Annotated in this window: 20 protein-coding genes and 1 pseudogene; 2 read left to right on the top strand and 19 right to left on the bottom strand. The window is 66.5% G+C overall.

The annotated features are described in order from the left end of the window. Nucleotides 1–153: 153 nt before the first annotated feature. The 3 genes from FZF13_RS07550 to FZF13_RS07545 form a co-directional block, all read right to left on the bottom strand. Complete coding sequence (locus FZF13_RS07550; protein ID WP_052224903.1) at nucleotides 154–663, bottom strand: DUF2285 domain-containing protein; 510 nt, start codon at nucleotides 661–663, stop codon at nucleotides 154–156. 43 nt (nucleotides 664–706) lie between these two features. Then, the gene (locus FZF13_RS28880) at nucleotides 707–934 is read right to left on the bottom strand and encodes a transcriptional regulator domain-containing protein (RefSeq protein WP_167523840.1); all 228 of its coding nucleotides are present in this window, start codon (nucleotides 932–934) and stop codon (nucleotides 707–709) included. 126 nt (nucleotides 935–1060) lie between these two features. Next, nucleotides 1061–1324, bottom strand: a complete 264-nt coding sequence (locus FZF13_RS07545; protein WP_047558812.1) for a DNA -binding domain-containing protein — start codon at nucleotides 1322–1324, stop codon at nucleotides 1061–1063. Nucleotides 1325–1588: 264 nt separating this feature from the next. Here FZF13_RS07545 and FZF13_RS07540 point away from each other — a divergent pair, with 264 nt between their 5' ends. Beyond that, nucleotides 1589–1738 carry a helix-turn-helix domain-containing protein gene (locus FZF13_RS07540; protein ID WP_246192442.1) on the top strand — a complete coding sequence of 50 codons (150 nt, stop codon included), beginning with the start codon at nucleotides 1589–1591 and terminating at the stop codon, nucleotides 1736–1738. Nucleotides 1739–1959: 221 nt separating this feature from the next. Here the strand turns inward: FZF13_RS07540 and FZF13_RS07535 are convergent, their stop codons facing one another. The 3 genes from FZF13_RS07535 to FZF13_RS28870 all read right to left on the bottom strand — a co-directional run bounded on the left by FZF13_RS07535 (nucleotide 1960) and on the right by FZF13_RS28870 (nucleotide 3626). Continuing rightward, on the bottom strand, nucleotides 1960–2283 hold the full coding sequence (locus FZF13_RS07535; protein WP_047558430.1) for a DUF736 domain-containing protein: 324 nt from the start codon (nucleotides 2281–2283) through the stop codon (nucleotides 1960–1962). A gap of 583 nt (nucleotides 2284–2866) precedes the next feature. Further along, nucleotides 2867–3310: a hypothetical protein gene (locus tag FZF13_RS07525; RefSeq protein ID WP_047558427.1), complete on the bottom strand. Its 444-nt coding sequence runs from the start codon at nucleotides 3308–3310 to the stop codon at nucleotides 2867–2869. Nucleotides 3311–3458: 148 nt separating this feature from the next. Then, the gene (locus FZF13_RS28870) at nucleotides 3459–3626 is read right to left on the bottom strand and encodes a hypothetical protein (RefSeq protein WP_167523850.1); all 168 of its coding nucleotides are present in this window, start codon (nucleotides 3624–3626) and stop codon (nucleotides 3459–3461) included. 321 nt (nucleotides 3627–3947) lie between these two features. Between FZF13_RS28870 and FZF13_RS07520 the strand changes: the two genes are divergently transcribed. After that, nucleotides 3948–4157 (top strand): hypothetical protein, encoded by a 210-nt coding sequence (locus FZF13_RS07520; protein ID WP_047558809.1) that lies wholly within the window; start codon nucleotides 3948–3950, stop codon nucleotides 4155–4157. 74 nt (nucleotides 4158–4231) lie between these two features. Here the strand turns inward: FZF13_RS07520 and FZF13_RS07515 are convergent, their stop codons facing one another. The 13 genes and pseudogenes from FZF13_RS07515 to FZF13_RS07455 form a co-directional block, all read right to left on the bottom strand. Next, on the bottom strand, nucleotides 4232–5161 hold the full coding sequence (locus FZF13_RS07515) for a DUF2493 domain-containing protein (RefSeq protein WP_047558423.1): 930 nt from the start codon (nucleotides 5159–5161) through the stop codon (nucleotides 4232–4234). Nucleotides 5162–5475: 314 nt separating this feature from the next. Continuing rightward, entirely contained in the window at nucleotides 5476–6531 is a 1056-nt protein-coding gene (locus FZF13_RS07510; RefSeq protein WP_047558420.1) for a DUF7146 domain-containing protein, read from the bottom strand. Further along, nucleotides 6531–10865, bottom strand: coding sequence for a strawberry notch family protein (locus FZF13_RS07505; RefSeq protein ID WP_047558418.1), 4335 nt, complete (start codon nucleotides 10863–10865; stop codon nucleotides 6531–6533). The genes FZF13_RS07510 and FZF13_RS07505 overlap by 1 nt, the downstream gene beginning before the upstream one ends. 96 nt (nucleotides 10866–10961) lie before the next feature. Beyond that, a complete protein-coding gene (locus FZF13_RS07500) occupies nucleotides 10962–11270 on the bottom strand; it encodes a DUF4326 domain-containing protein (protein ID WP_047558414.1) in 309 nt (102 codons plus the stop codon). 176 nt (nucleotides 11271–11446) lie between these two features. Continuing rightward, nucleotides 11447–12091 (bottom strand): hypothetical protein, encoded by a 645-nt coding sequence (locus FZF13_RS07495; RefSeq protein ID WP_047558806.1) that lies wholly within the window; start codon nucleotides 12089–12091, stop codon nucleotides 11447–11449. Then, nucleotides 12084–12494 carry a hypothetical protein gene (locus FZF13_RS07490; RefSeq protein ID WP_047558411.1) on the bottom strand — a complete coding sequence of 137 codons (411 nt, stop codon included), beginning with the start codon at nucleotides 12492–12494 and terminating at the stop codon, nucleotides 12084–12086. Before FZF13_RS07490 ends, FZF13_RS07495 begins: the two co-directional genes overlap by 8 nt. A 69-nt stretch (nucleotides 12495–12563) precedes the next feature. Then, nucleotides 12564–12836 carry a hypothetical protein gene (locus FZF13_RS07485; protein ID WP_047558408.1) on the bottom strand — a complete coding sequence of 91 codons (273 nt, stop codon included), beginning with the start codon at nucleotides 12834–12836 and terminating at the stop codon, nucleotides 12564–12566. Next, a complete protein-coding gene (locus FZF13_RS07480) occupies nucleotides 12833–13249 on the bottom strand; it encodes a hypothetical protein (protein ID WP_047558405.1) in 417 nt (138 codons plus the stop codon). Before FZF13_RS07480 ends, FZF13_RS07485 begins: the two co-directional genes overlap by 4 nt. A 68-nt stretch (nucleotides 13250–13317) precedes the next feature. Further along, complete coding sequence (locus FZF13_RS07475; RefSeq protein ID WP_047558402.1) at nucleotides 13318–13746, bottom strand: DUF6915 family protein; 429 nt, start codon at nucleotides 13744–13746, stop codon at nucleotides 13318–13320. A 10-nt stretch (nucleotides 13747–13756) separates the two neighbouring features. Continuing rightward, entirely contained in the window at nucleotides 13757–14236 is a 480-nt protein-coding gene (locus tag FZF13_RS07470) for a DUF6878 family protein (protein ID WP_047558399.1), read from the bottom strand. A gap of 102 nt (nucleotides 14237–14338) precedes the next feature. Beyond that, nucleotides 14339–16471 carry a ParB/RepB/Spo0J family partition protein gene (locus FZF13_RS07465; protein WP_047558396.1) on the bottom strand — a complete coding sequence of 711 codons (2133 nt, stop codon included), beginning with the start codon at nucleotides 16469–16471 and terminating at the stop codon, nucleotides 14339–14341. A 168-nt stretch (nucleotides 16472–16639) separates the two neighbouring features. Next, nucleotides 16640–17590 carry a hypothetical protein gene (locus FZF13_RS07460; protein ID WP_082004868.1) on the bottom strand — a complete coding sequence of 317 codons (951 nt, stop codon included), beginning with the start codon at nucleotides 17588–17590 and terminating at the stop codon, nucleotides 16640–16642. Then, nucleotides 17587–17802: pseudogene (locus FZF13_RS07455) on the bottom strand (zincin-like metallopeptidase domain-containing protein); the annotation flags it as partial. The gene FZF13_RS07460 and the pseudogene FZF13_RS07455, both read right to left, overlap by 4 nt. Nucleotides 17803–17813 lie beyond the last annotated feature (11 nt).

Here is a 17813-nt window from a genome sequence, read left to right as displayed (position 1 = left end):
TGGGGCCTCCGGTGGATCGGCTGCCCCGCCGGCGTGCAGTGGCGAAGCGGCGACCACGATGGCGAACCACCGGCGTCAGGGTGGATGACGGAGTGAGACCCCTCTGTGCGCGTACCCCCCTTGTGCCCCTCGTTCGATGGGGACCGCAGGGAGTCAGCGGCCGGCCAGCAAGCGGAGATAGCCGCCGCGCACCATCGTCTCGGCATCCTTGACCAAACGGATTGTCTGGGCGCGGATGGACGACGTTTTCCATTCGGTGGCGGACTGCCGCGGCGTGTCGAAAAGCACGCCGGCGATTTCGCGATAAGTCGCGCCTGCGGATCGGCCATCGAGCGCACGCACCATGCGCACCAGCCGCAGGCGGCGGCGCGGTGTGAGCGTGAGCGCGCGCGGTAGCGGACCGGGGGCGCGTCCAAATAGGCGGCGTTGGAATCGCAATGCCGCTTCGGCGCGGATGTGGAAGTTGTCGTCGAGCGGCAGCAGAACGGCGAGCGGTTGAGCCGGGTCGATGGCGCCGACGACCAAATGATGATCGCCGTCGGGATCGGCTAAAATGATCGCACCTTCGCCTCCGGGTTGCGCGTGCAGTGTGGCGTGAGTTAGGTCGAGCTGGTCGAGTCGCTTGGCGGCGAGAAAGACGGCCGGCGCTGGTTCAATCAGCAAGACGCTGGCGACAAGCTCTGGCCGCCAGAAGATCGCGGTCTCGCTAGCGGAGCGGTCGGGATCGAGCAGGAAAGCGCAACCCCCATTGCGGGGTGGCGCTCCTATGCGGCAATGAAGCGCTCTCGCGGCTGGCCGGGGTGCCGCGCAGGCGGTCATAGTCGCTGCGATAGTCGGGATTGCGGCGCAGAAACTCCCACGCGAACCCTTGCCGTTCCAAGCGGTTCAGCGCGCGTTCGGTTGTCTGCAATCGCCAATCCGGCGGCTCGGCCATACGCGTCTCCTCGTCCGCGCTCTGAGTGGCCCCCTGCGCGTTAAGCCTCGCCGCCGACGAGGCTCGGCGGAAGTCCCCAAAACTGCGGGGCGCGATGCCTTGCACAACCGGGAGGAGTGTCCCGCTCTAGGACACGCGGGGACGGAGGAGCTCGCGATAGCCCGTCGTGGTCATCCAGCGGGCGCGGGCGAGATGGCTTTGATGAATAACGCGAGCGCGGTCGGGGTCATCGTCGGGGTCGAATCCGAAGATGATTTGCACCGCCTCACGCCAATCGGCCCCTTCCGCGTCGGCGTCCAGCAACCGGATGTAGGCGGCGAGATGGCTTTCATCGTAAGCCGTGAGACGGTTGCTCTCGGGCGGACGATCCAGGAAGTCCATCGTGATCATCGGCGCGTCCATCTGTCTTGGTTAATTGATCGTATCGGCTCCGCCAAGGCACACCAGACCGACAAGTGAAATTTCCCGATGCTTTTCACGCATCACGGCAGCCCGCTGGCGGCATCACGCTCAGCCGACGCGGCCGTGTATTATAACACGTAGCGATATAATGCACTATTGTCTCCTATCCTGCGGATGGACATTCGCAGAATCTTTGGAGCCAACGTCAGGAGGTATCGCGTCGCTGCCGGTCTGAGCCAGGAAGCGGTCGCCGTGAAAATGGGTGTGGACCGCGCCTATGTGAGCGGCATGGAGCGGGGCCAGCAAAATGTCACGCTGTTGACGATGTGGCATTTGGCGGAAGCGTTGAACGTGAAACCCGCCGACCTCCTCGATGAGACGGTGGAAGTCACTGAAACATGACTCTACGCGAGTCGCGTTACAATTCAGCTCGCGTCCCGATCCGACCAACCGGACCTGCGGAAACGCGTAGGGTTGGCCAACCGGCGATCCGGAAAAGCGACAAGGTGCAAAGCCGGAAGGCCAGCCCGTTCGGGCCAGCCTCGAGGTGGTTTCGCGTGCGTGCCTTGGCGGGGCCTTGAAGGACTGCCCCGCCCGAGGATCGGGCGGGGCGTCGCTGGCGGTTAGTCGGCGCGGCGGCCGTTGGGACGAGACCAAATCAGGCTGTAGCCCTCGCCGTCCTCGTCGTCGAAGAGGTTGGCGTAGATCGGGGCGGTAAAGCTCGGGTCGTCGAGCTTGAGGCCCAGATAATCGCGGCCCTCGTTGGAGCGCTTGGCCCAGGCGGCGCCGATCTCGACGCGGCCCACGAAGACGCGGTGGCTGGGGGCGTTCTCGCCGGAGCGGTTGGCCTCGGGAACGATGCGGACGTTCTTCGCCTGGACACTGAGGGTGACGATTTGGCCGCTGAACTCGTTGCCGGTCTTCTTGAAGGTGCCGATGGTCGCCATGGTAGTTCTCCTTGATCTCTGTTTCGAGCCCGCACCATGCGGCCTCGATGGCGATCGGTTGGCCGGAGGCGATCGGCGCCGCACCTGCTTGCAGGCCGAAGCGCAGCGGAGGATGGCAGCCAGGCGACTTTGTTGTTTCGCGAGGAATGCCGGCGAAGCCGGCAGGGGAAGAAAGTCGATCGGCGCCATTGCGGCATAGGCGGTCGAGGCGCAGCCGGCCTTCGGCCAGATCAGCCCATCGAAGAGGCCGCTTGGAGTGCTCGATCAGACAGAGGTGTATCGAGGAGAACGTGGCTCGACCCGTCGCCTTCCCCAATGGACCGGCACGTTTAGCGCAACATTCCGTATCGGCGTCCGGCGGACGAAAGTGGGATCGTCGCCCGGCCGCGTAGACGAAAGACGTCTCAGGGATCCACCATTGTGGAGTTGAGGAGCAGCTTCGCCGATTGGCTTGTGTTCCCGGCGGGCTTCGATGTGGGCTGCTCACGTCTAGTCGAGAGGCGCTCTATGGCATCGTCTCGCCAACAAACGACTAGGACGGCGTATGCAAGCCTTGCTCGGCCGCCCCTGCCGTGCAGCCCGCTTAAGCGCGCGCCATGCCGCCTTGTCCCGTAGGCGCGGTCCCAGCCAACGTCGTCACGCGAACGAATGCGGTGACGCCGACTGCGATGGCGCCGATCACAGAGAAGATGATCGGCCACGTCTCGGACGGCATAGTGTGTTTCACGATGCCGTGGGTGGCGTGATAGCCGGCGATTGCGGCCGGCGCGACGAAGGCGATGGCGATCGCGAGCCTCAGCCAGAGCGGTTTCACGAACACGAGCAGGAGTTGGCCCACGCCGAGTGTGACCAAGCCCGCGACAAATCCAACGGCAATAGCTCCGAGCCATCCCGCGCCTGTGCCGTAAGCCCATGCGCCAACTGTGACGCCAGCGAACAAGGGCAGCGCATAGACCGCGAGATAGAACATCAAGCAGCAGAGAACGCCGATCGCGGCGATGCTGGCGATGATACCAATGAAGATCATGGCGATGGTCTCCCGTGAGAGAATGTTTGACGGTCGCGCCATCCACCACCACCGCGGCGCGAGCAGAAGTATAGCTGAAAACAGACGCCAGCGGGAGGAGAATTCCCGTTGGCGTTCTGCGGTGCAGCTTGCGTGGCACTTCGCCCCTTCATGGTTGGAAGGGGTCGAATTCGTGGATGACGGTGCCGGGATCGCCGTCATACTCGGCGGCGAGCATGACGCCGTAGTTGCCAGCGTCAGCATGAAAGACGACGACGCAGGCCATGAGGGTGGTGGCGAGGTTCCAGCCGTTTGCGAGTGCGAGGGCTTGAGACATTGATCCGGCTCCTGTGTTGAGGCGGGGCCATCCCCGCGCGACAGGCGCCCGATGTGTCCGACCGAGGGCCGCAATCACCGCGCAGGCAAAGACGGAGCGGCGGCACGCTTCAGCGTAAGCCGACCCCTTGTGGGTTGATGGCGTCAGGCCCCTCGGCCGGACCAAGGATCAGCGCTGGTAGACGCGGGGTGGCGCCCGTCGGCAGGAGCCGTTACTCAAAGGCCGTCGCCGACCATGCGTGAAACCTCGCTATCCTCACGGTGCGCTGACCGATCGGCTAAGGTGCGCTTACGAGTCGACATGATGGTTGAGGCATGCGGCATGACGGAGTTCACGGGACGCGAGTTGCATCTGGTGAAGAAGGCGCTCGCGATTGCGGTGCTGGCGATCGAGCGACAGGCGGGACCGTTTCAATCGGCGTCCGATCAGAGCGATATGAAGGCGCTGCTCGACGGCCTGATCGAGAACGACACGGAGTTGGCGCACTATGCTCGTGCGGCCCGGCTCGCGGTGACGGGTGAAGCGGACTGAAAGGCGGTTTTGCGGAAAGCCGTTGACCCGCCGTTGCGGTTTCACGTCATTGCACGGGAAGGGTAAGGCGGCGCTCACGCGCCGCCGAACTTCCAGACCGGGATGCCGAGCTTCTTCGCCTTGTCAGCGAGGTTGTCCTGGATGCCGGTGCCCGGGAAGTGCAGGACGCCGATCGGCAGGGTCTCCAGCAACGAGTCGTTGCGCTTGAACGGTGCGGCTTTGGCGTGCTTCGTCCAGTCGGGCTTGAAGGCGATCTGCGGCACCTTGCGGTTGTCGGCCCATTTGGCGGCGATTAGCTCCGCACCCCTCGGCGATCCGCCGTGCAGCAGCACCATGTCCGGGTGCTTGGTGTGAACTTGATCGAGCTTGGCCCAGACCAGCCGGTGATCGTTGAAGTCGAGCCCGCCAGTCAATGCCACCTTCGGCCCCGCTGGGAAGAGCACCTGATTCTCGGCGCGCTTCTTCGCCGCCAGGAAATCGCGGCTATCGATCATCGCCGAGGTCAGGTTGCGATGGTTGACCTTCGATCCGTTGCGCGGCCGCCAGGCCGAATGGGTGTGGTGCTCGAACTGGTCGGCGGCCTGGTCGCGCATCAGCTCGAAGGCGTTGCGGCGTTCGATCAGCGTCTGGCCTTCCGCCGTCAGTCGCTCCAGCTCGACGGATTTGACCTCGCTGCCGTCCTGCTCCCGTTGCGAGCGCTGCTGGGACAGCTCGTTGTCGTCGAGTTCACGTTCGATCCGTTCGATGGCCCGATGGAAGACGTTCACCGTCGACCAGAGCAGGTCCTCGAGGTCGGGTTCGAGGCGAGTGTCACCAAGCGCCACCACGAGGGCGTCGAAGATGTCGGAGATGCTGCCGGCGAGGATGTTCGCTTCCGGAAGCGGCCTGGCATCGGGCTCGTCATGGAAGGGACGATAGCCATAGAGCTGGAGTTCATGGAGGACTTGGTCGGTCGGGGATGAACTGTGGTGCGGTTCGAAAGCGTCGTCGTGGTCGGGGGTCATCGCAGTTTTCCTTCGCTTGATCGGCCGCGCCCATCGCGGCCTTCATGGCGACGAAGGCTCACCGGCGGGGCGGACTGGCAGCCCGAGCGCAGCGAGGGCCTTGATGGCTAAGGCCGGCTATTTTGTTTCGCGATGGAAAGCGGCCCACTGGGCCGCGCCGGAAAATAGTCGGCCGCCGCCATTGCCCGGCCGGCCCGACTGTGAGCCCGATCGCCCTCTCAGAAGGCCGTGGGCGTGGTCCTCTCCGGCGCCGAGGGAAAGATGGCCGCCGACCTTATGGCGACGACGCTGCCCGCGCCCCATCCCCGTTCCGGCTACGCCGCCAGCTCCATGAAGCGGGCGACGTCCTGCGCAGCGATCTGCACCCGGCTGGCTGCTCGAAGCGCGTCGATGCCGAGCAGGCGGAGATCCTCGTTGAAGTCGCCGAGCCGTGGCGAGATCACGATCGCCTCGATCCCGGCCTCCTGCGCCCGGTCGATCAACGTCGCCATCGCGCCGTTACCGGCCGGATCATCGTCGCGGGCGATGTAGAGTCGCCGCAGCGTGTCCGGGAACAGGATGGCGGAGAGATGCGCCGCCGAGAGGGCTGCGACCATCGGCATGGTCGGCAAGACGCATCGGAGCGAGAGCATCGTCTCGATGCCCTCGCCGGCCGCCATGACCTCGCCCGCCACGCCAAATCGAACGGCGTGACCGAGAAGGTCACCCATCGCCCGTCTCGGCGTGTCGATCGGCGCCTTGCCGAGCGTCGTCTCGCTGAAGCCGCCGGGATCGAGCCAGGTGCGATGCGCGCCGGTCAGATGGCCGGAGAGATCGGTGACGGCGGCGATCATCGCCGGCCAAGTCTCGGTCGGGCTGTGGTCGTCGGGCCGATAGTAGCAGCGTGGATGGAAGCGCAGGCTTCCGGTTCGGTGCAAAGCCGTAATGCCGCGACGACGCAAATACGACTCTACGGGGCTGCGTTCCATCGGCTGCGACATCGCGAAGAGTCGCCGCGCCGCCTCCGGCGATCCTGCCGGTGCGCTGGGCTTGCGCGAGCGGGCACGATCAAGCTCGGGCTCAGGATGCGGCAGGCTGAGGAACGAACGTGCCTCATCGGCGACATCCTTGAAGTCGATCAGGCCGCAGCTTTCGCGGATGACATCGAGCAAGTCGCCATGTTCGCCCGTGGCGGCGTCGGTCCATTTGCCGGCAGGCCCTTTCGGCGACTCCTTGAGCCGGACGAACATCGAGCGGCCCGGAGTATTGCGCACGTCGCCCACGAGCCAGTAGCCGCCTTCGCGGCGGCCGGCGGAGAGGTAATGGCGGCACACCGCTTCGGCGTCACGCGCGAGACGGTGTGCCAGTTCGGAGGCGTCTTGGCGGGCCATCACGCCGCCTCCCGCTCGCCAATACGCTCGACCGGATAGTGGTCGAGGACTTTGGCCAGCACTCCGGCGCCGGCGGGATCGGTCGGCACGAACATGCGCAGCTTCCACGAGATGATTTCGCCGAAGAGGCCGTAGGCGCGCAGGCGGTCGCGCATCGTGTCGGAGAAGCCCGACAGCTCGATGCGGTGAGCGCCCATCACGCGCACGCGGTGGAGCTGCAGGCCCTCGGCGAGGTCGAGAACGGTGCGGCCTTCCATCAGCGCTGCGAAGGCGGCATCCGGTGTCAGGGCGGTGGTTCCGGTCACGGTCGCGTTCGCCGCCCAGGCCGGCGAGACTCTGCGGCCGATGATGCGCTCGCCCGCGTCGGTCTGAAGCCGATACACGCGCGTCGACTCGTTCGGCAGGCGCTTCCAAATCGGCAGCAGCAAACCGGCGACGATATGGATCGTGCTGTCGGCGAACTCGGGGACCTCGGCCAGTTCACGAGTCCAGGCGGCCGCAAAGGCCTCCCGCTCTGCCGCCTGCCAGTGGCTCTCGTCCATCATCTTCAGCGAAGCGTGATGGTGCTCCATCGGCCGGATCAGCCGCACGCGGCGTTCGATCTCGCCATCATCGAGCATCAGGCTCGGCGCCGGGATCTGCACGGCGGCGCGGCCCGAGCGCTCGTTGACGAGCAGCATGGCGCGGGGATCGGCGAGGTGGTCCAGCGCCTCATCGAGCGTCACCGGGCGATTGCGCCGGCGTTCGGTGATGGTGAGCAGCCGGGTCTCCGCGCCCGTCGCGGGATGGGTGTAGATCGCGCGGCGATCAGTGACGACGAAGCTCTCGGCCCGCAGCGTCTCCAGGCCGAGGTCATAGACGCCGCTGGCGATGGCGCCTTCGATCTTGGCGTTCAGCAACTGCTCGAACGCGGTGAACAGCACGCCTTGCAGATCGATGGTGAGCGCCAGCAGGCGGTTGAGGAAGGTCGTGATCGGCGGCAACTCGTCCTTGATGCCGTTCGCGTCCATGAGCTTGAGGCCCGTGGCGTCCTCGAACATCTGGAGCGAGCAGTCTTCGATCTTGCCGCGGACGAGCAGCAGATAGAGCTGGCGCAGCGCGTCGCGGGCGTAGTGGGATTCGAGGTTGTCCTCGGGCCGGAACAGCCCCTGACCGCCGGTCTGGCGCTGGCCGCGCGTGATCGCGCCCAGCGTGTCGAGGCGGCGAGCGATGGTCGAGAGGAAGCGTTTCTCCGCCTTCACGTCGGTGGCGATCGGCCGGAAGAGCGGTGGCTGGGCCTGGTTGGTGCGGTTCGTCCGCCCGAGGCCTTGGATCGCGGCGTCGGCCTTCCAGCCGGGTTCGAGCAGATAGTGGACACGCAGCCGGCGGTTCCGCGCTGACAGTTCGGCGTGATAGCTGCGCCCAGTGCCACCCGCCTCCGAGAACACAAGGATGCGCTTCAGGTCGTCCATGAAGGCGGCGGTCTCGGCGAGATTGGCGGAGGCGGCGCGGTTCTCTACGACGAGGCGGTCGCTTTTGCGCACGACGCGGCGCGAGCGTCCGGTCACTTCGGCGACGAGGTCGGTGCCGAAGCGCTGGACGATCTGGTCAAGCGCACCGGGCACCGGCGGGAGCGAAGCCAAACGCTCGATCAGCTCGTTGCGGCGGGCGACGGCCTCGCGGCTTTGCACAGGCTGGCCGTCCCGAAAGACGGGCCGGGACGAGAGATTGCCCTCGCTGTCGGTGAACGGCTCGTAGAGTTGCACCGGGAAGGAGTGGGCGAGGTAATCGAGAACGTACTCGCGCGGCGTGATGTCGACGCGGACGTCGTTCCAATCCTCGGTCGGAATCTCGGCGAGCCGGCGCTCCATCAGCGCTTCGCCGGTCGAGACGATCTGGATGACGGTGGCGTGGCCGTCGGCCAGGTCTTGCTCAATCCGGCGGATCAAGGTCGGCGTCTTCATCGAGGTTAGCAGATGGCCGAAGAAGCGCTGCTTGGCGCTCTCGAAGGCCGAGCGGGCCGCCGACTTCGCCTGCCGGTTCAGCGTGCCGCTCTCGCCGGTGATGTTGGCGGCCTGCATCGCCGCGTCGAGGTGATTGTGGATGATCGAGAACGCCCCGGCATAGGAATCGTATATGCGGCGCTGTTCATCGGTGAGCTGGTGCTCGATCAGCTCATACTCGACGCCGTCATAGGAAAGCGAGCGGGCGGTGTAGAGCCCGAGCGAACGCAGGTCGCGGGCCAACACCTCCATGGCGGCGACACCGCCATCCTCGATCGCCTCGACGAATTCGGCGCGGGTGGCGAAGGGGAAGTCCTCGCCGCCCCAGAGGCCGAGCCGCTGGGCGTAGGCGAGATTGTGGACGGTCGTCGCGCCGGTGGCCGAGACATAGACCACGCGCGCCTTGGGCAGGGCGTGCTGGAGGCGCAAGCCCGCGCGGCCCTGCTGCGAGGGGGCGACGTCGCCGCGTTCGCCCTTGCCGCCACCGGCGTTCTGCATGGCGTGGCTCTCGTCGAAAATAATCACTCCGTCGAAGTCGGAGCCCAACCATTCAACGATCTGGCGGACGCGCGAAACCTTCTCGCCACGGTCGTCGGACCGCAGCGTAGCGTAGGTTAAAAATAGGACGCCTTCGGCCAGCCGGATCGGTTTGCCCTGCGCGAACCGCGAGAGCGGCGTGATGAGCAGGCGCTCCATGCCGAGGGCCGACCAGTCGCGCTGGGCATCCTCCAGGAGCTTGTCGGACTTCGATATCCAGACCGCCTTGCGCCGGCCCTTCAGCCAATTATCGAGAATGATGCCAGCCGACTGACGGCCCTTGCCGGCGCCGGTGCCGTCGCCCAGCATGAAGCCGCGGCGAAAGCGGACGGCGTTCGGCGCATCGTCGCGGGACGCGGTGACGAGATCGAAGGTCTCATCCACGGTCCAGGCGCCGGCGAGATAGTCGCCATGCGCCTCGCCGGCGTAGATCACCGTCTCGAGTTGGGCGTCGGAGAGGAGGCCGTCGCTGACGAGGTCGATCGGCAACCGCGGCCGATAGCTCGGCTTCGGCGGCGCGACCGAGGCCATGGCGGCGGACTGCACCAGCTTGGTCGGGTGCGCCTGGGCTCCGAGAATCTGGATCGATTGGAGCCGATATTCCTCATAGATCGCATCGCTGAGGAGCGCGCTTTCGGGCGACGTCCAGTTGATCGTCTCATAGGCGAGATCGATCGCCTCCGGATCGGCAACGGACGGCTTGACCGGCCCCGCCGCAGCGGCACGCGCGAGATAGCCCCGCACCGTCCGCGGTGCGGCGGCGGCCGACATGGCGATGGCGAGGCTCGGCGCGAGCGCCAGGCGCGCCGGAACGTGCTCGGCGATCCAGCTCAGCAGCGTGGCCACGTCAGGCGCGATGCCCCGCGATTCCGGCAGGGTGGCCGGGTTCTCGGCGGGCGTCTTGTCGATGACGATCAGCCGCGTGTCGATGGTCGTGCCGTGCTTGGCATAGACCGCGCCGTCGATCGCGGCGGTGAAGACGATGCGGCCGCGTTCCTGCAGATGGACGAAGGCGTCGCGCCAGGCCGGGGCGTCGGGCCCGAAGTTTGCGCCGGTGATCGCCACCAGCCGCCCGCCGTCGGCGAGGCGGGCCAGGGCCGAGGCGATGTGGCGATAGGCGGTGTCGGCCATGCGGCCGGCGACGTTGGCCATCGCCGAGAAGGGCGGATTCATCAGGACGACGCTCGGGACGACGGCGGTATCGAGGTGATCGTCGATCTGAGCTGCGTCGAAGCGTGTGACGGACACGCCCGGAAAGAGGGAGGAAAGCAGCGTCGCCCGGGCCTCGGCCAACTCGTTCAGGACAAGCGCACCGCCGGCGATCTCGGCCAGGATGGCGAGGAGGCCGGTTCCCGACGAAGGCTCCAGCACGCGGTCCGTCGGCCCGATGGCAGCCGCGATCAGGACCGCGAGGCCTAGCGGGGTCGGCGTCGAGAACTGCTGGAAGGTCTCGCTCTCGGCGGAGCGGCGCGTGTGGGTCGGAAGAAGCGCGGCGATCTTGACCAGGGCGGAAAGTCGTGCAGCCGGAGAGTCGGCTTTGCGGAACAGCGCCTTTCCGTATTTGCGCAGGAAAAGAACGGTCGCGGCCTCGCAAGCGTCATAAGCCGTCTTCCAGTCCCAGGCGCCGGAGGCGTCGGAGGCGCCGAATTCGGCTTCCATGGCCGCGCGCAGGATCGCGACGTCGACCCGCTGGCCGCGCTCAAGATGAGGGAGGAGTTGCTGGGCGGCAGCGATGATGGCGCCGGCGGCGTCGGGATGAGGGACCGGCGACAGCGGCGCGGCCTGGTCGGCCGCGATCGGAGAAAGATCGTTCATGAAGGGAGCCTCGGGAGAGCGGGAAAGGGCGAGCCGGCCGGCGCTCTCTCTCGGACCGCACGGCTCAAACCCCTTCCGGCCGCCCTCTCCCTCTCATCACGCCGCCGCTTTCACGGCGCGCCACCACGCAATCCGCTCGTCGCGGCTGGCGTTGGCCAGTCGACGCAGGAGATGGCCGTGGCAGGGGAGCGGCGCGCAGAAGCAGACAAGGTCGCGGCCGCGCAGCTCGTCGAGCGCACGCAGCAGATGGTGCTGATTCGCCAGCCAGCGTTCATGCTTCGCGATGACGGCGGCCCGATCGCCGTCAGGGCCGATCCGGAACGGATTGCCCCATTTGCTGCCGCGGCCGATATAGACGGCGCCGGCTGGGACGCCATTCACGCGCTTGTTGAGAACCTTGCACATCTGCTCCGCCTCCGATCCGTTAAGCGGTCTCGGCGAAGGACGGTGTAAAGCGGCGACGGTCACGCGCCCTGCGCGGAAACGGCTTGCCCGTTGACCGGCGCCGCGCGGCGTCCAGGCAAGACAAGCCCGAGGATCGTGGGCGGTGTCACAAGGTTCGGAGAGCGAGGTGCTGACCGTCAGCCGAAACGGCGGCCGCCGGCGGTGAAGGTGTAAGCGTTGGCGGTGATGGCCTTGTCGACGAGGTGGTCCGAGGTCAGGTAGTCGTATTTGCGTTCGAGCTGGCGATAGAGCCAACGGGCGAGATCGCGCAGCGCCTCGATGACGGTTTCCTCGGCGTCGGCGGTCATATCCTGCCAAGTCGGGCTGTCGCGCTCGACCGAGATCGCCATGCTATATTCGTGGTAGTAGCGGTCGCGATGCGTCACGGTGGCGTGGAGTTGGTAGAAGTTTCGTCGCTGGATCGCCTGCAGGACATCGGCGATCCGATGAAGCTCATCGTCCTTCGGCGCATGACCGCGGATCGTCCTCGGCGCGCCCGTCGCATGGCCGTAGCGCCCCTCGAAACAAGCGCCGTCGCCCTGACTCCAGAAGCCGGAAAACCAGATGCAGGGCTTCTGCCGTGTGCCGCCGCCGTAAAGGCGAACCGGCACGGTCTTGAGGTCGACGCCGATGATCGCGCAAATACGCTCGAAGTCGTCATAGACGAACTCGAACCAGTCATGGTCGAAGCCGGTCTGGCGATACCAGGCACGGGCCTTCTCCTTTGCCGCGTCGGAGAGTTCATCGAGGCGATAGACCGTGGTTTCGATGATCTCAGGCATCGGGATCATCTCCTTCCAAGGCGCGGCACAGCCATTCGTTGGTGCTGGTCCAGCCGACGCTCTTGCGCGCGCCGAGGTCGATCACATGCGCGCCGCCGCCGAAGGCATCTAGGCGCGGCTTCGAGCAGGTGTTGGCGTATTCGAAGCCCCAGAGGCCTTTGAGGTCGAATTCCTCCGCGCAGAGCACGACAAACTCGATCACGCGCTCAGGGTCTCCTGAACAGTCGTCGCGAATCCACAGTCCTGATCCGCCTTCCGTCTGGATTGAAAGGTTGAAGCCCTCCGAGAAGCGAAGGCCATCTTCATCCTCGGGCGTGTTGTCGTAGAGCTCGAGGGCGCGCACAGCGTTTTCGGGCGTGCCGACGTCGAGCAGGCATGAGAAGTGAGTGAAGTAGTCGGCCATGTCAGTCTCCTTAAAATGCGAAAGCCCGGCGCGTGGCCGGGCTTCGGGTGGGTTCGGGCGTGGTTGCGATCAGGCGGCGGGCGGATCGTGGATCCGGTCGTCGTCGAATTCGACGTCCTCGATGACGGGCTCACAGCCCTCCGACGTGGTGCGGTCGATGTAGGCGATGACGCCTTCTCGTCGCTCGTCACTGTCGATGTGTTCCGGGAACGCCGTCGACTCCATTGCGGCGGTGGCGGCTACTTTCGCCTTCTCGATCGCTTCCGCGTCAGACGCAGCCTCGATGGTCGCGCTGTCGAAGGCCCGCAGCCAGAAGGCAATCTTGACGACATATTCGGTCATGACACGCCTCCTTCGTCATCGGGATCGCGTGCGCCCGCGAGAATCGCCTCGGCCTTCGCGATCGCGGCGTGCGCCCGCTGGCGCCAGAACGGTTCGTCGGTCAGGCCGCCATCGGGCGGGAGCGCGAAAACTTTGAGCAGGCCAAGCAGAACTTCGAAGTGCTCGGCCCTGCGCTGAAGGGCCTCGCCGAAGTGGGCGGGGATCGGAAGCGCCGGGACGGTGTAGGGCGGAACGTCGCCCGGCCAGGCGCCGGTCACATAGGTCTCGCCGGCGGATTCGTAGTCCTCCTTCTGCCCCTCCCAGTCATCGTCTTCGATGGCGAGACGGCAGGCTTCGGCCAGCGTGTCGGCCTGGTAGCTGCGTTGGCGATAGATCGGAATGCGGTAAGTGGATTCGATGGTGAACGTGGTCATGATGGTCTCCAGACATGAAAAAGCCCGGCAGGGCCGGGCTCGGGGGAACGGTTGGAAGGTGGTTGCCGCTAGAAGCGCCGGGGCGTCTCGACGGCTGTGCCGCTCGGCGCGTTGGGCGCGTGGTCGGTGCTCGCACCCGAAAGCGCGGCGAAGGGATCAACCTGCTTGTGGATCGGCTGGGCGCGTCCCATCCACGGCTGGGGGCGAATGCAGCGCACCCAGTCGGCGAAGCTTGGGATGAAGCCGAGATCCTCGACCACATGCTGCTCGCCAAGGAGCCGGACGGGCACGACGCGGCCCGTCGAAATGGTGATGGTCGAGCCGAAGAAGCGCTCCAGCATGAAGATGCCTTCGGCGTGATGCCGCAGCGCCCGATGCCGGAAATCGGCGGTGGTCGCCTTCGACTCGTCGAACCATTGGTGCAGCGGCAGATAGTCTTCTGCGACGCCGCCCCATTTCCTGACCGAGGAGAGGGCGTGGTGATAGCAATGTCCCATGGCCGCCTCCTCAGAAGGTGTGGGTGTAGTTTTCGGAGGCGGTGTAGCGCTCGTTGCAATCGAGCGTGATCGTCTCCTCCGCGACATCGAAGACGATGTCGCCGTATGCGCCGTCGTTGTTTTCCCAGCCGCAATGAGTCTTTTCGAGAACGTCATAGGCCAGGCGCTCGACGGCTTCGGCGATGCAGACGGACGAACGCGTCGGTTCGGCGTGGTCCCAGACGGCCTCGGCGATTTCGATGGCTGCGGCAGGCATGGTGACGGGATCGTCGCCGGTCTGAGCTTCGACATTCTCGATCTGGCCGGAATCGCCGTAGCCGTCGAAGCTGACGACGACGCGGGTGACGCCAGCGAGCGTCAGTGCGTTGAGCAGCGTGGCCTTGTTGAGGGTGAAAAGCTCGGCCTCGAGCTTGGCTCGTGCAACCGCCTTCATCTCCCAATCGGAAAGCGGGGCGGCGGGCTGCGGCGTGGTGTCGGATGTGTCGGTCATGACGGTCTCCTGAAACGAAAAAGCCCAGCGCGAAGGCCGGGCTGTGGGGTCGGTTGAAAGGGAAAAGGGGCGCGGGACGGCCGAAGCCGCCCCGCGCGTGGGCTATTCGGCCGCGATCACCTGCGGCGCCTCGGCGTTCGCTTCCTCATCGTCGCCGGCGAGGAATTCGGGCAGCGCTTCGCCGTCATCCTCGGCTTCGGTGGTGTCGACGGGCACGTCGTCCGCTGCGGCGATCCGCAGCGGCTCCGGCAGCCAGCCGGTGTCGGCCAGGAGCCGTTCGGCCTCCTTGGCCATGTCGCCCTTCTTCAGATGGTCGATAAGCTGCGCCGCCCGCTCGCCGGCGCCTTCCTTCACCGCCTCGAGGATGCGGAGCTTGGGCACGCGGCCGAGATAGTTCTCGACGGTCGGACGCCAGCCGGCCTGCACCATGTCGAGATCGACCGCCTGGGCCAGGCGATCGGCCTCGGCGATGCGCTGCTCGACAGTGTGGGACGAGGCGCCCGCGCCGTAGCGGTCGCCCTTTTCGTAGAGCGCATTGACCCCGAAGGACGCGCAATGGGCGAAGAGCACCGCCTGCTCGTCGCCCGTGAGGGTGGTGAGCCAGTCCCAGAGATCGGCCTTGTCCTTGGGCAGGCGCTCCTCCCAGCCCTTGTGGCGCGCCTCGATCGCCTTCGCCGCGGGCGTGTCCTTCAGTCCCTGCGCCTGCACCGGGAAGCTGGCGCTGCGCACCGACACCTCCATCGCCGTCCCGGAGGAGAAATAGCGGGAGAAGACGTCGAGGCAGAACTTGTGCAGCACGGCCTGGAACGCGACGGCGGGCGTGGACGCCAGCTTGTCGCGCAGCGCCAGCGTCCGCTCCGCGGTCAGCTCGGTCACGAGGCGGTCCGGGAGCGGCTTCAGGTCCTCGTCGTCCTCGTCCTCCGGCCCGGCGACCTGCCTGCCGATGGTGATGACGGCGCGCTGAACCACGGGCGCGTCGGGATCGGCGCCGTGCGCCCCGGCCATCGCGGGATCGGTCTCGTCGTCCTGGTCCGGCTCGCCCTTGGGCGCTTCGTCCTGCGGTCGGACGTAGCCGCGGTCGATCGACAGGGCGCCTTCGGCACCGATGCTGACGAAGACGCCGGCGCGGGCGATGTCGGCCGGATCGTAGGAGACGGGCCGATCGTCGAAGGCGGCGAGCGCCGCCTCGATCTCGCCGAGCCGTTCGTCCACCTCGTCCGGCAGCTCGTCGGCGCCGTCATACTCCGCCTCGAGCTTGGCGTATTCGGCGTTGAGCGCGTCGATCGTCGCCTGCTCCTCGCTGGTGAGATCGATGGCGACGCCCTCCAGCGCACGCAGCCCGTGGGTGTGGCCATAGGGGAAGTCGACGGCGACCTCGATCCACTTCCAGCCCCCGGCGGCGATGGTCTCCGCCTCGGCCTTCAGCTTCTCGGCGACCAGGCCGTCTAGCAGCGTGATGTCTTCGAGCCAGCCGCCATCATCGGACTGGAACAGGTCGCGCAGCACCACGCCGCCGGCGGCCTCATAGGCGTCGAGGCCGACGAACACCGCCCGCCGGTCGGAAGCGCGCACCGTCTTCTCCGTCAGCATGCGACGGATTTGATAGGGCTCCTTCTGCCAGGAGCCGGAGATCGCCTGCCAGACCTGCTCCTGGCGGGCATGGTCGGCGGTGACGGTGAAGGCCATGAGCTGCTCGAGCGACATGCCGTCCTCGGCGTAGACGTCGAGCAAGGCCGGCGCGACCGACGCCAGGCGCAGGCGCTGCTTCACCACGTTCACACCGACGAAGAACGCCGCGGCGATGTCCTCCTCGGAGCGCCCCTTCTCGCGCAGAGCCAGGAAGGCGCGGAACTGGTCGAGCGGATGCAGCGGCGCACGCTGGATGTTCTCGGCCAGCGAATCGTCCTCACCGAGAATGTCGGTGCCCGGATCGCGGACCACGCACGGAACCGGCGCGGCCTTGGCCAAGCGCTTCTGCTTCACCAGCAGCTCGAGCGCGCGGTAGCGCCGGCCGCCGGCCGGGATCTCGAACATGCCGGTCTCGGCGCCCTCGGCGTCGAGGACCGGCCGGACGTTCAAGCTCTGGAGCAGCGTGCGCCGGGCGATGTCCTCGGCCAGTTCCTCGATCGAGACGCCGGCCTTTACGCGCCGCACGTTGGACTGGCTCAGCACCAGCTTGTTGAAGGGAATGTCGCGCGAGGACGACAGGGTGATCTTCTGAATGGCAGTAGCCATGGGGGTAGTCTCCGCGGCGGGCGGCCGAGAGCCTCTCTCTCGACCTCCAACCCGCCGCGAAAACCGGCGCAGCCCTCTTCCTCTCGGAGGACCGCGCCGCAAAGCCGACGAACCAGAAAGACACGAAGCCGGAAGTCCGCCTGCCCGCTTTTCCGGATTTCCGGACCTTCAGACCCCGCACATGCCCTCACACTCGTTGGGCCAGAGATCGAGCTGGCCGCGATCGCTGGCGTTGGAGATGTCGGCCTGGTCGAGCGGCACGGCCGAGCGATGCAGGAAGACCTCGCCGCGAATGCCACGAAATCCGGTGCGAATGGCGCGATCGACCAGAACCGCGTCGCCCCAGGCGTCCGGATCGTTGTCCCGCATCCGCCGCCAATGGGCGTCGGAGTGGAAGGGACAGCCGATGCACGCGCTCTTCGGCGGGATGGGATAATCGTGCCGCGTCAGCCAGCGCAGGCAATCCTGCCGCGAGAGGCGCTGTTCGATCAGCGGCCAGCGATTGACCTGCCAGTCCTCGAACGAGGGCTTCATCCGGATCGCCTCGTCGATCGAGATGCCGATCCACTGCTCGACGATCGGCGTGCTCGGAGAGCGCCGTCCTGTCAGGTCGACGAGTTCGCGCACCTTCCGCCGGATCGGCACGATCTTGTAGTCCTTCGTGCATTGCCGGCGGATCATCCCGACGTCGACGCGGTCGGTCGGTAGGATGCGCTCGCCGATCGCCACCAGCTCGCCGTCATCGCCCTCATCGAACACGGGCATGGCCGTCCCGGCCGGCGTGACGTTGCGGGTGAAGGCGGGGATGGACGCCCAGCGCGCACCCTGCGCTCCGGCGATCAGATCGTCGCGGATGTTGCCGGCCGAGACGATGTGGATGGGGAACGGCAGCACATTGGGCGACATGAGCCAGGCCAGGTGCTCATAGACGGCCTTCGGCTCCCAGCCGGTGTCGGAGAAGATGGCGCAGTCGGGCATGGGCCCGACCTCGCCGTCGGCGGCCATCAGCGCCAGCGTGGTCGACTGCACGCCGGCGCCGAGGCTGAGAACGCGAAGCCGGATCGATTCCGACGCAGGCGCGCCGCTGACGGCCGCAGATGTGAGGAGGCCCAGCATCATGCCGCCTCCTGCGCTGTGGTGTTGGCGCTCTCGGTGTCGGGCAGGAAGCCGAGGATCCAGTCCGCCGCCTTGCTGGCCTGTGAGGCGGCGCGCACGACGGCGCGGTTGTCCTCGCGCAGGACCTCGAGCCAGGAGCCGATATAGTCCGCGTGGCGCACGGTCGGAACGATGCCGAGCGACGCGCAGCAGAAGGCGGCGTTCATTTCGGCCACTTATCTGAACA

Origin of the sequence: Mesorhizobium terrae (genome assembly GCF_008727715.1) — a bacterium.
Lineage (GTDB): Bacteria > Pseudomonadota > Alphaproteobacteria > Rhizobiales > Rhizobiaceae > Mesorhizobium > Mesorhizobium terrae.
The sequence above is the reverse complement of the archived record's forward strand: the minus strand, read 5'-3'. Positions and strand labels throughout refer to the sequence as shown.

Excerpts from the sequence above, each read along its gene's own strand:
- FZF13_RS28880 (WP_167523840.1), bottom strand. The coding sequence starts at position 934 with ATGGCCGAGCCGCCGGATTGGCGATTGCAGACAACCGAACGCGCGCTG.
- FZF13_RS07545 (WP_047558812.1), bottom strand. The coding sequence starts at position 1,324 with ATGATCACGATGGACTTCCTGGATCGTCCGCCCGAGAGCAACCGTCTC.
- FZF13_RS07535 (WP_047558430.1), bottom strand. The coding sequence starts at position 2,283 with ATGGCGACCATCGGCACCTTCAAGAAGACCGGCAACGAGTTCAGCGGC.
- FZF13_RS07525 (WP_047558427.1), bottom strand. The coding sequence starts at position 3,310 with ATGATCTTCATTGGTATCATCGCCAGCATCGCCGCGATCGGCGTTCTC.
- FZF13_RS28870 (WP_167523850.1), bottom strand. The coding sequence starts at position 3,626 with ATGTCTCAAGCCCTCGCACTCGCAAACGGCTGGAACCTCGCCACCACC.
- FZF13_RS07520 (WP_047558809.1), top strand. The coding sequence starts at position 3,948 with ATGACGGAGTTCACGGGACGCGAGTTGCATCTGGTGAAGAAGGCGCTC.
- FZF13_RS07515 (WP_047558423.1), bottom strand. The coding sequence starts at position 5,161 with ATGACCCCCGACCACGACGACGCTTTCGAACCGCACCACAGTTCATCC.
- FZF13_RS07510 (WP_047558420.1), bottom strand. The coding sequence starts at position 6,531 with ATGGCCCGCCAAGACGCCTCCGAACTGGCACACCGTCTCGCGCGTGAC.
- FZF13_RS07505 (WP_047558418.1), bottom strand. The coding sequence starts at position 10,865 with ATGAACGATCTTTCTCCGATCGCGGCCGACCAGGCCGCGCCGCTGTCG.
- FZF13_RS07500 (WP_047558414.1), bottom strand. The coding sequence starts at position 11,270 with ATGTGCAAGGTTCTCAACAAGCGCGTGAATGGCGTCCCAGCCGGCGCC.
- FZF13_RS07495 (WP_047558806.1), bottom strand. The coding sequence starts at position 12,091 with ATGCCTGAGATCATCGAAACCACGGTCTATCGCCTCGATGAACTCTCC.
- FZF13_RS07490 (WP_047558411.1), bottom strand. The coding sequence starts at position 12,494 with ATGGCCGACTACTTCACTCACTTCTCATGCCTGCTCGACGTCGGCACG.
- FZF13_RS07485 (WP_047558408.1), bottom strand. The coding sequence starts at position 12,836 with ATGACCGAATATGTCGTCAAGATTGCCTTCTGGCTGCGGGCCTTCGAC.
- FZF13_RS07480 (WP_047558405.1), bottom strand. The coding sequence starts at position 13,249 with ATGACCACGTTCACCATCGAATCCACTTACCGCATTCCGATCTATCGC.
- FZF13_RS07475 (WP_047558402.1), bottom strand. The coding sequence starts at position 13,746 with ATGGGACATTGCTATCACCACGCCCTCTCCTCGGTCAGGAAATGGGGC.
- FZF13_RS07470 (WP_047558399.1), bottom strand. The coding sequence starts at position 14,236 with ATGACCGACACATCCGACACCACGCCGCAGCCCGCCGCCCCGCTTTCC.
- FZF13_RS07465 (WP_047558396.1), bottom strand. The coding sequence starts at position 16,471 with ATGGCTACTGCCATTCAGAAGATCACCCTGTCGTCCTCGCGCGACATT.
- FZF13_RS07460 (WP_082004868.1), bottom strand. The coding sequence starts at position 17,590 with ATGATGCTGGGCCTCCTCACATCTGCGGCCGTCAGCGGCGCGCCTGCG.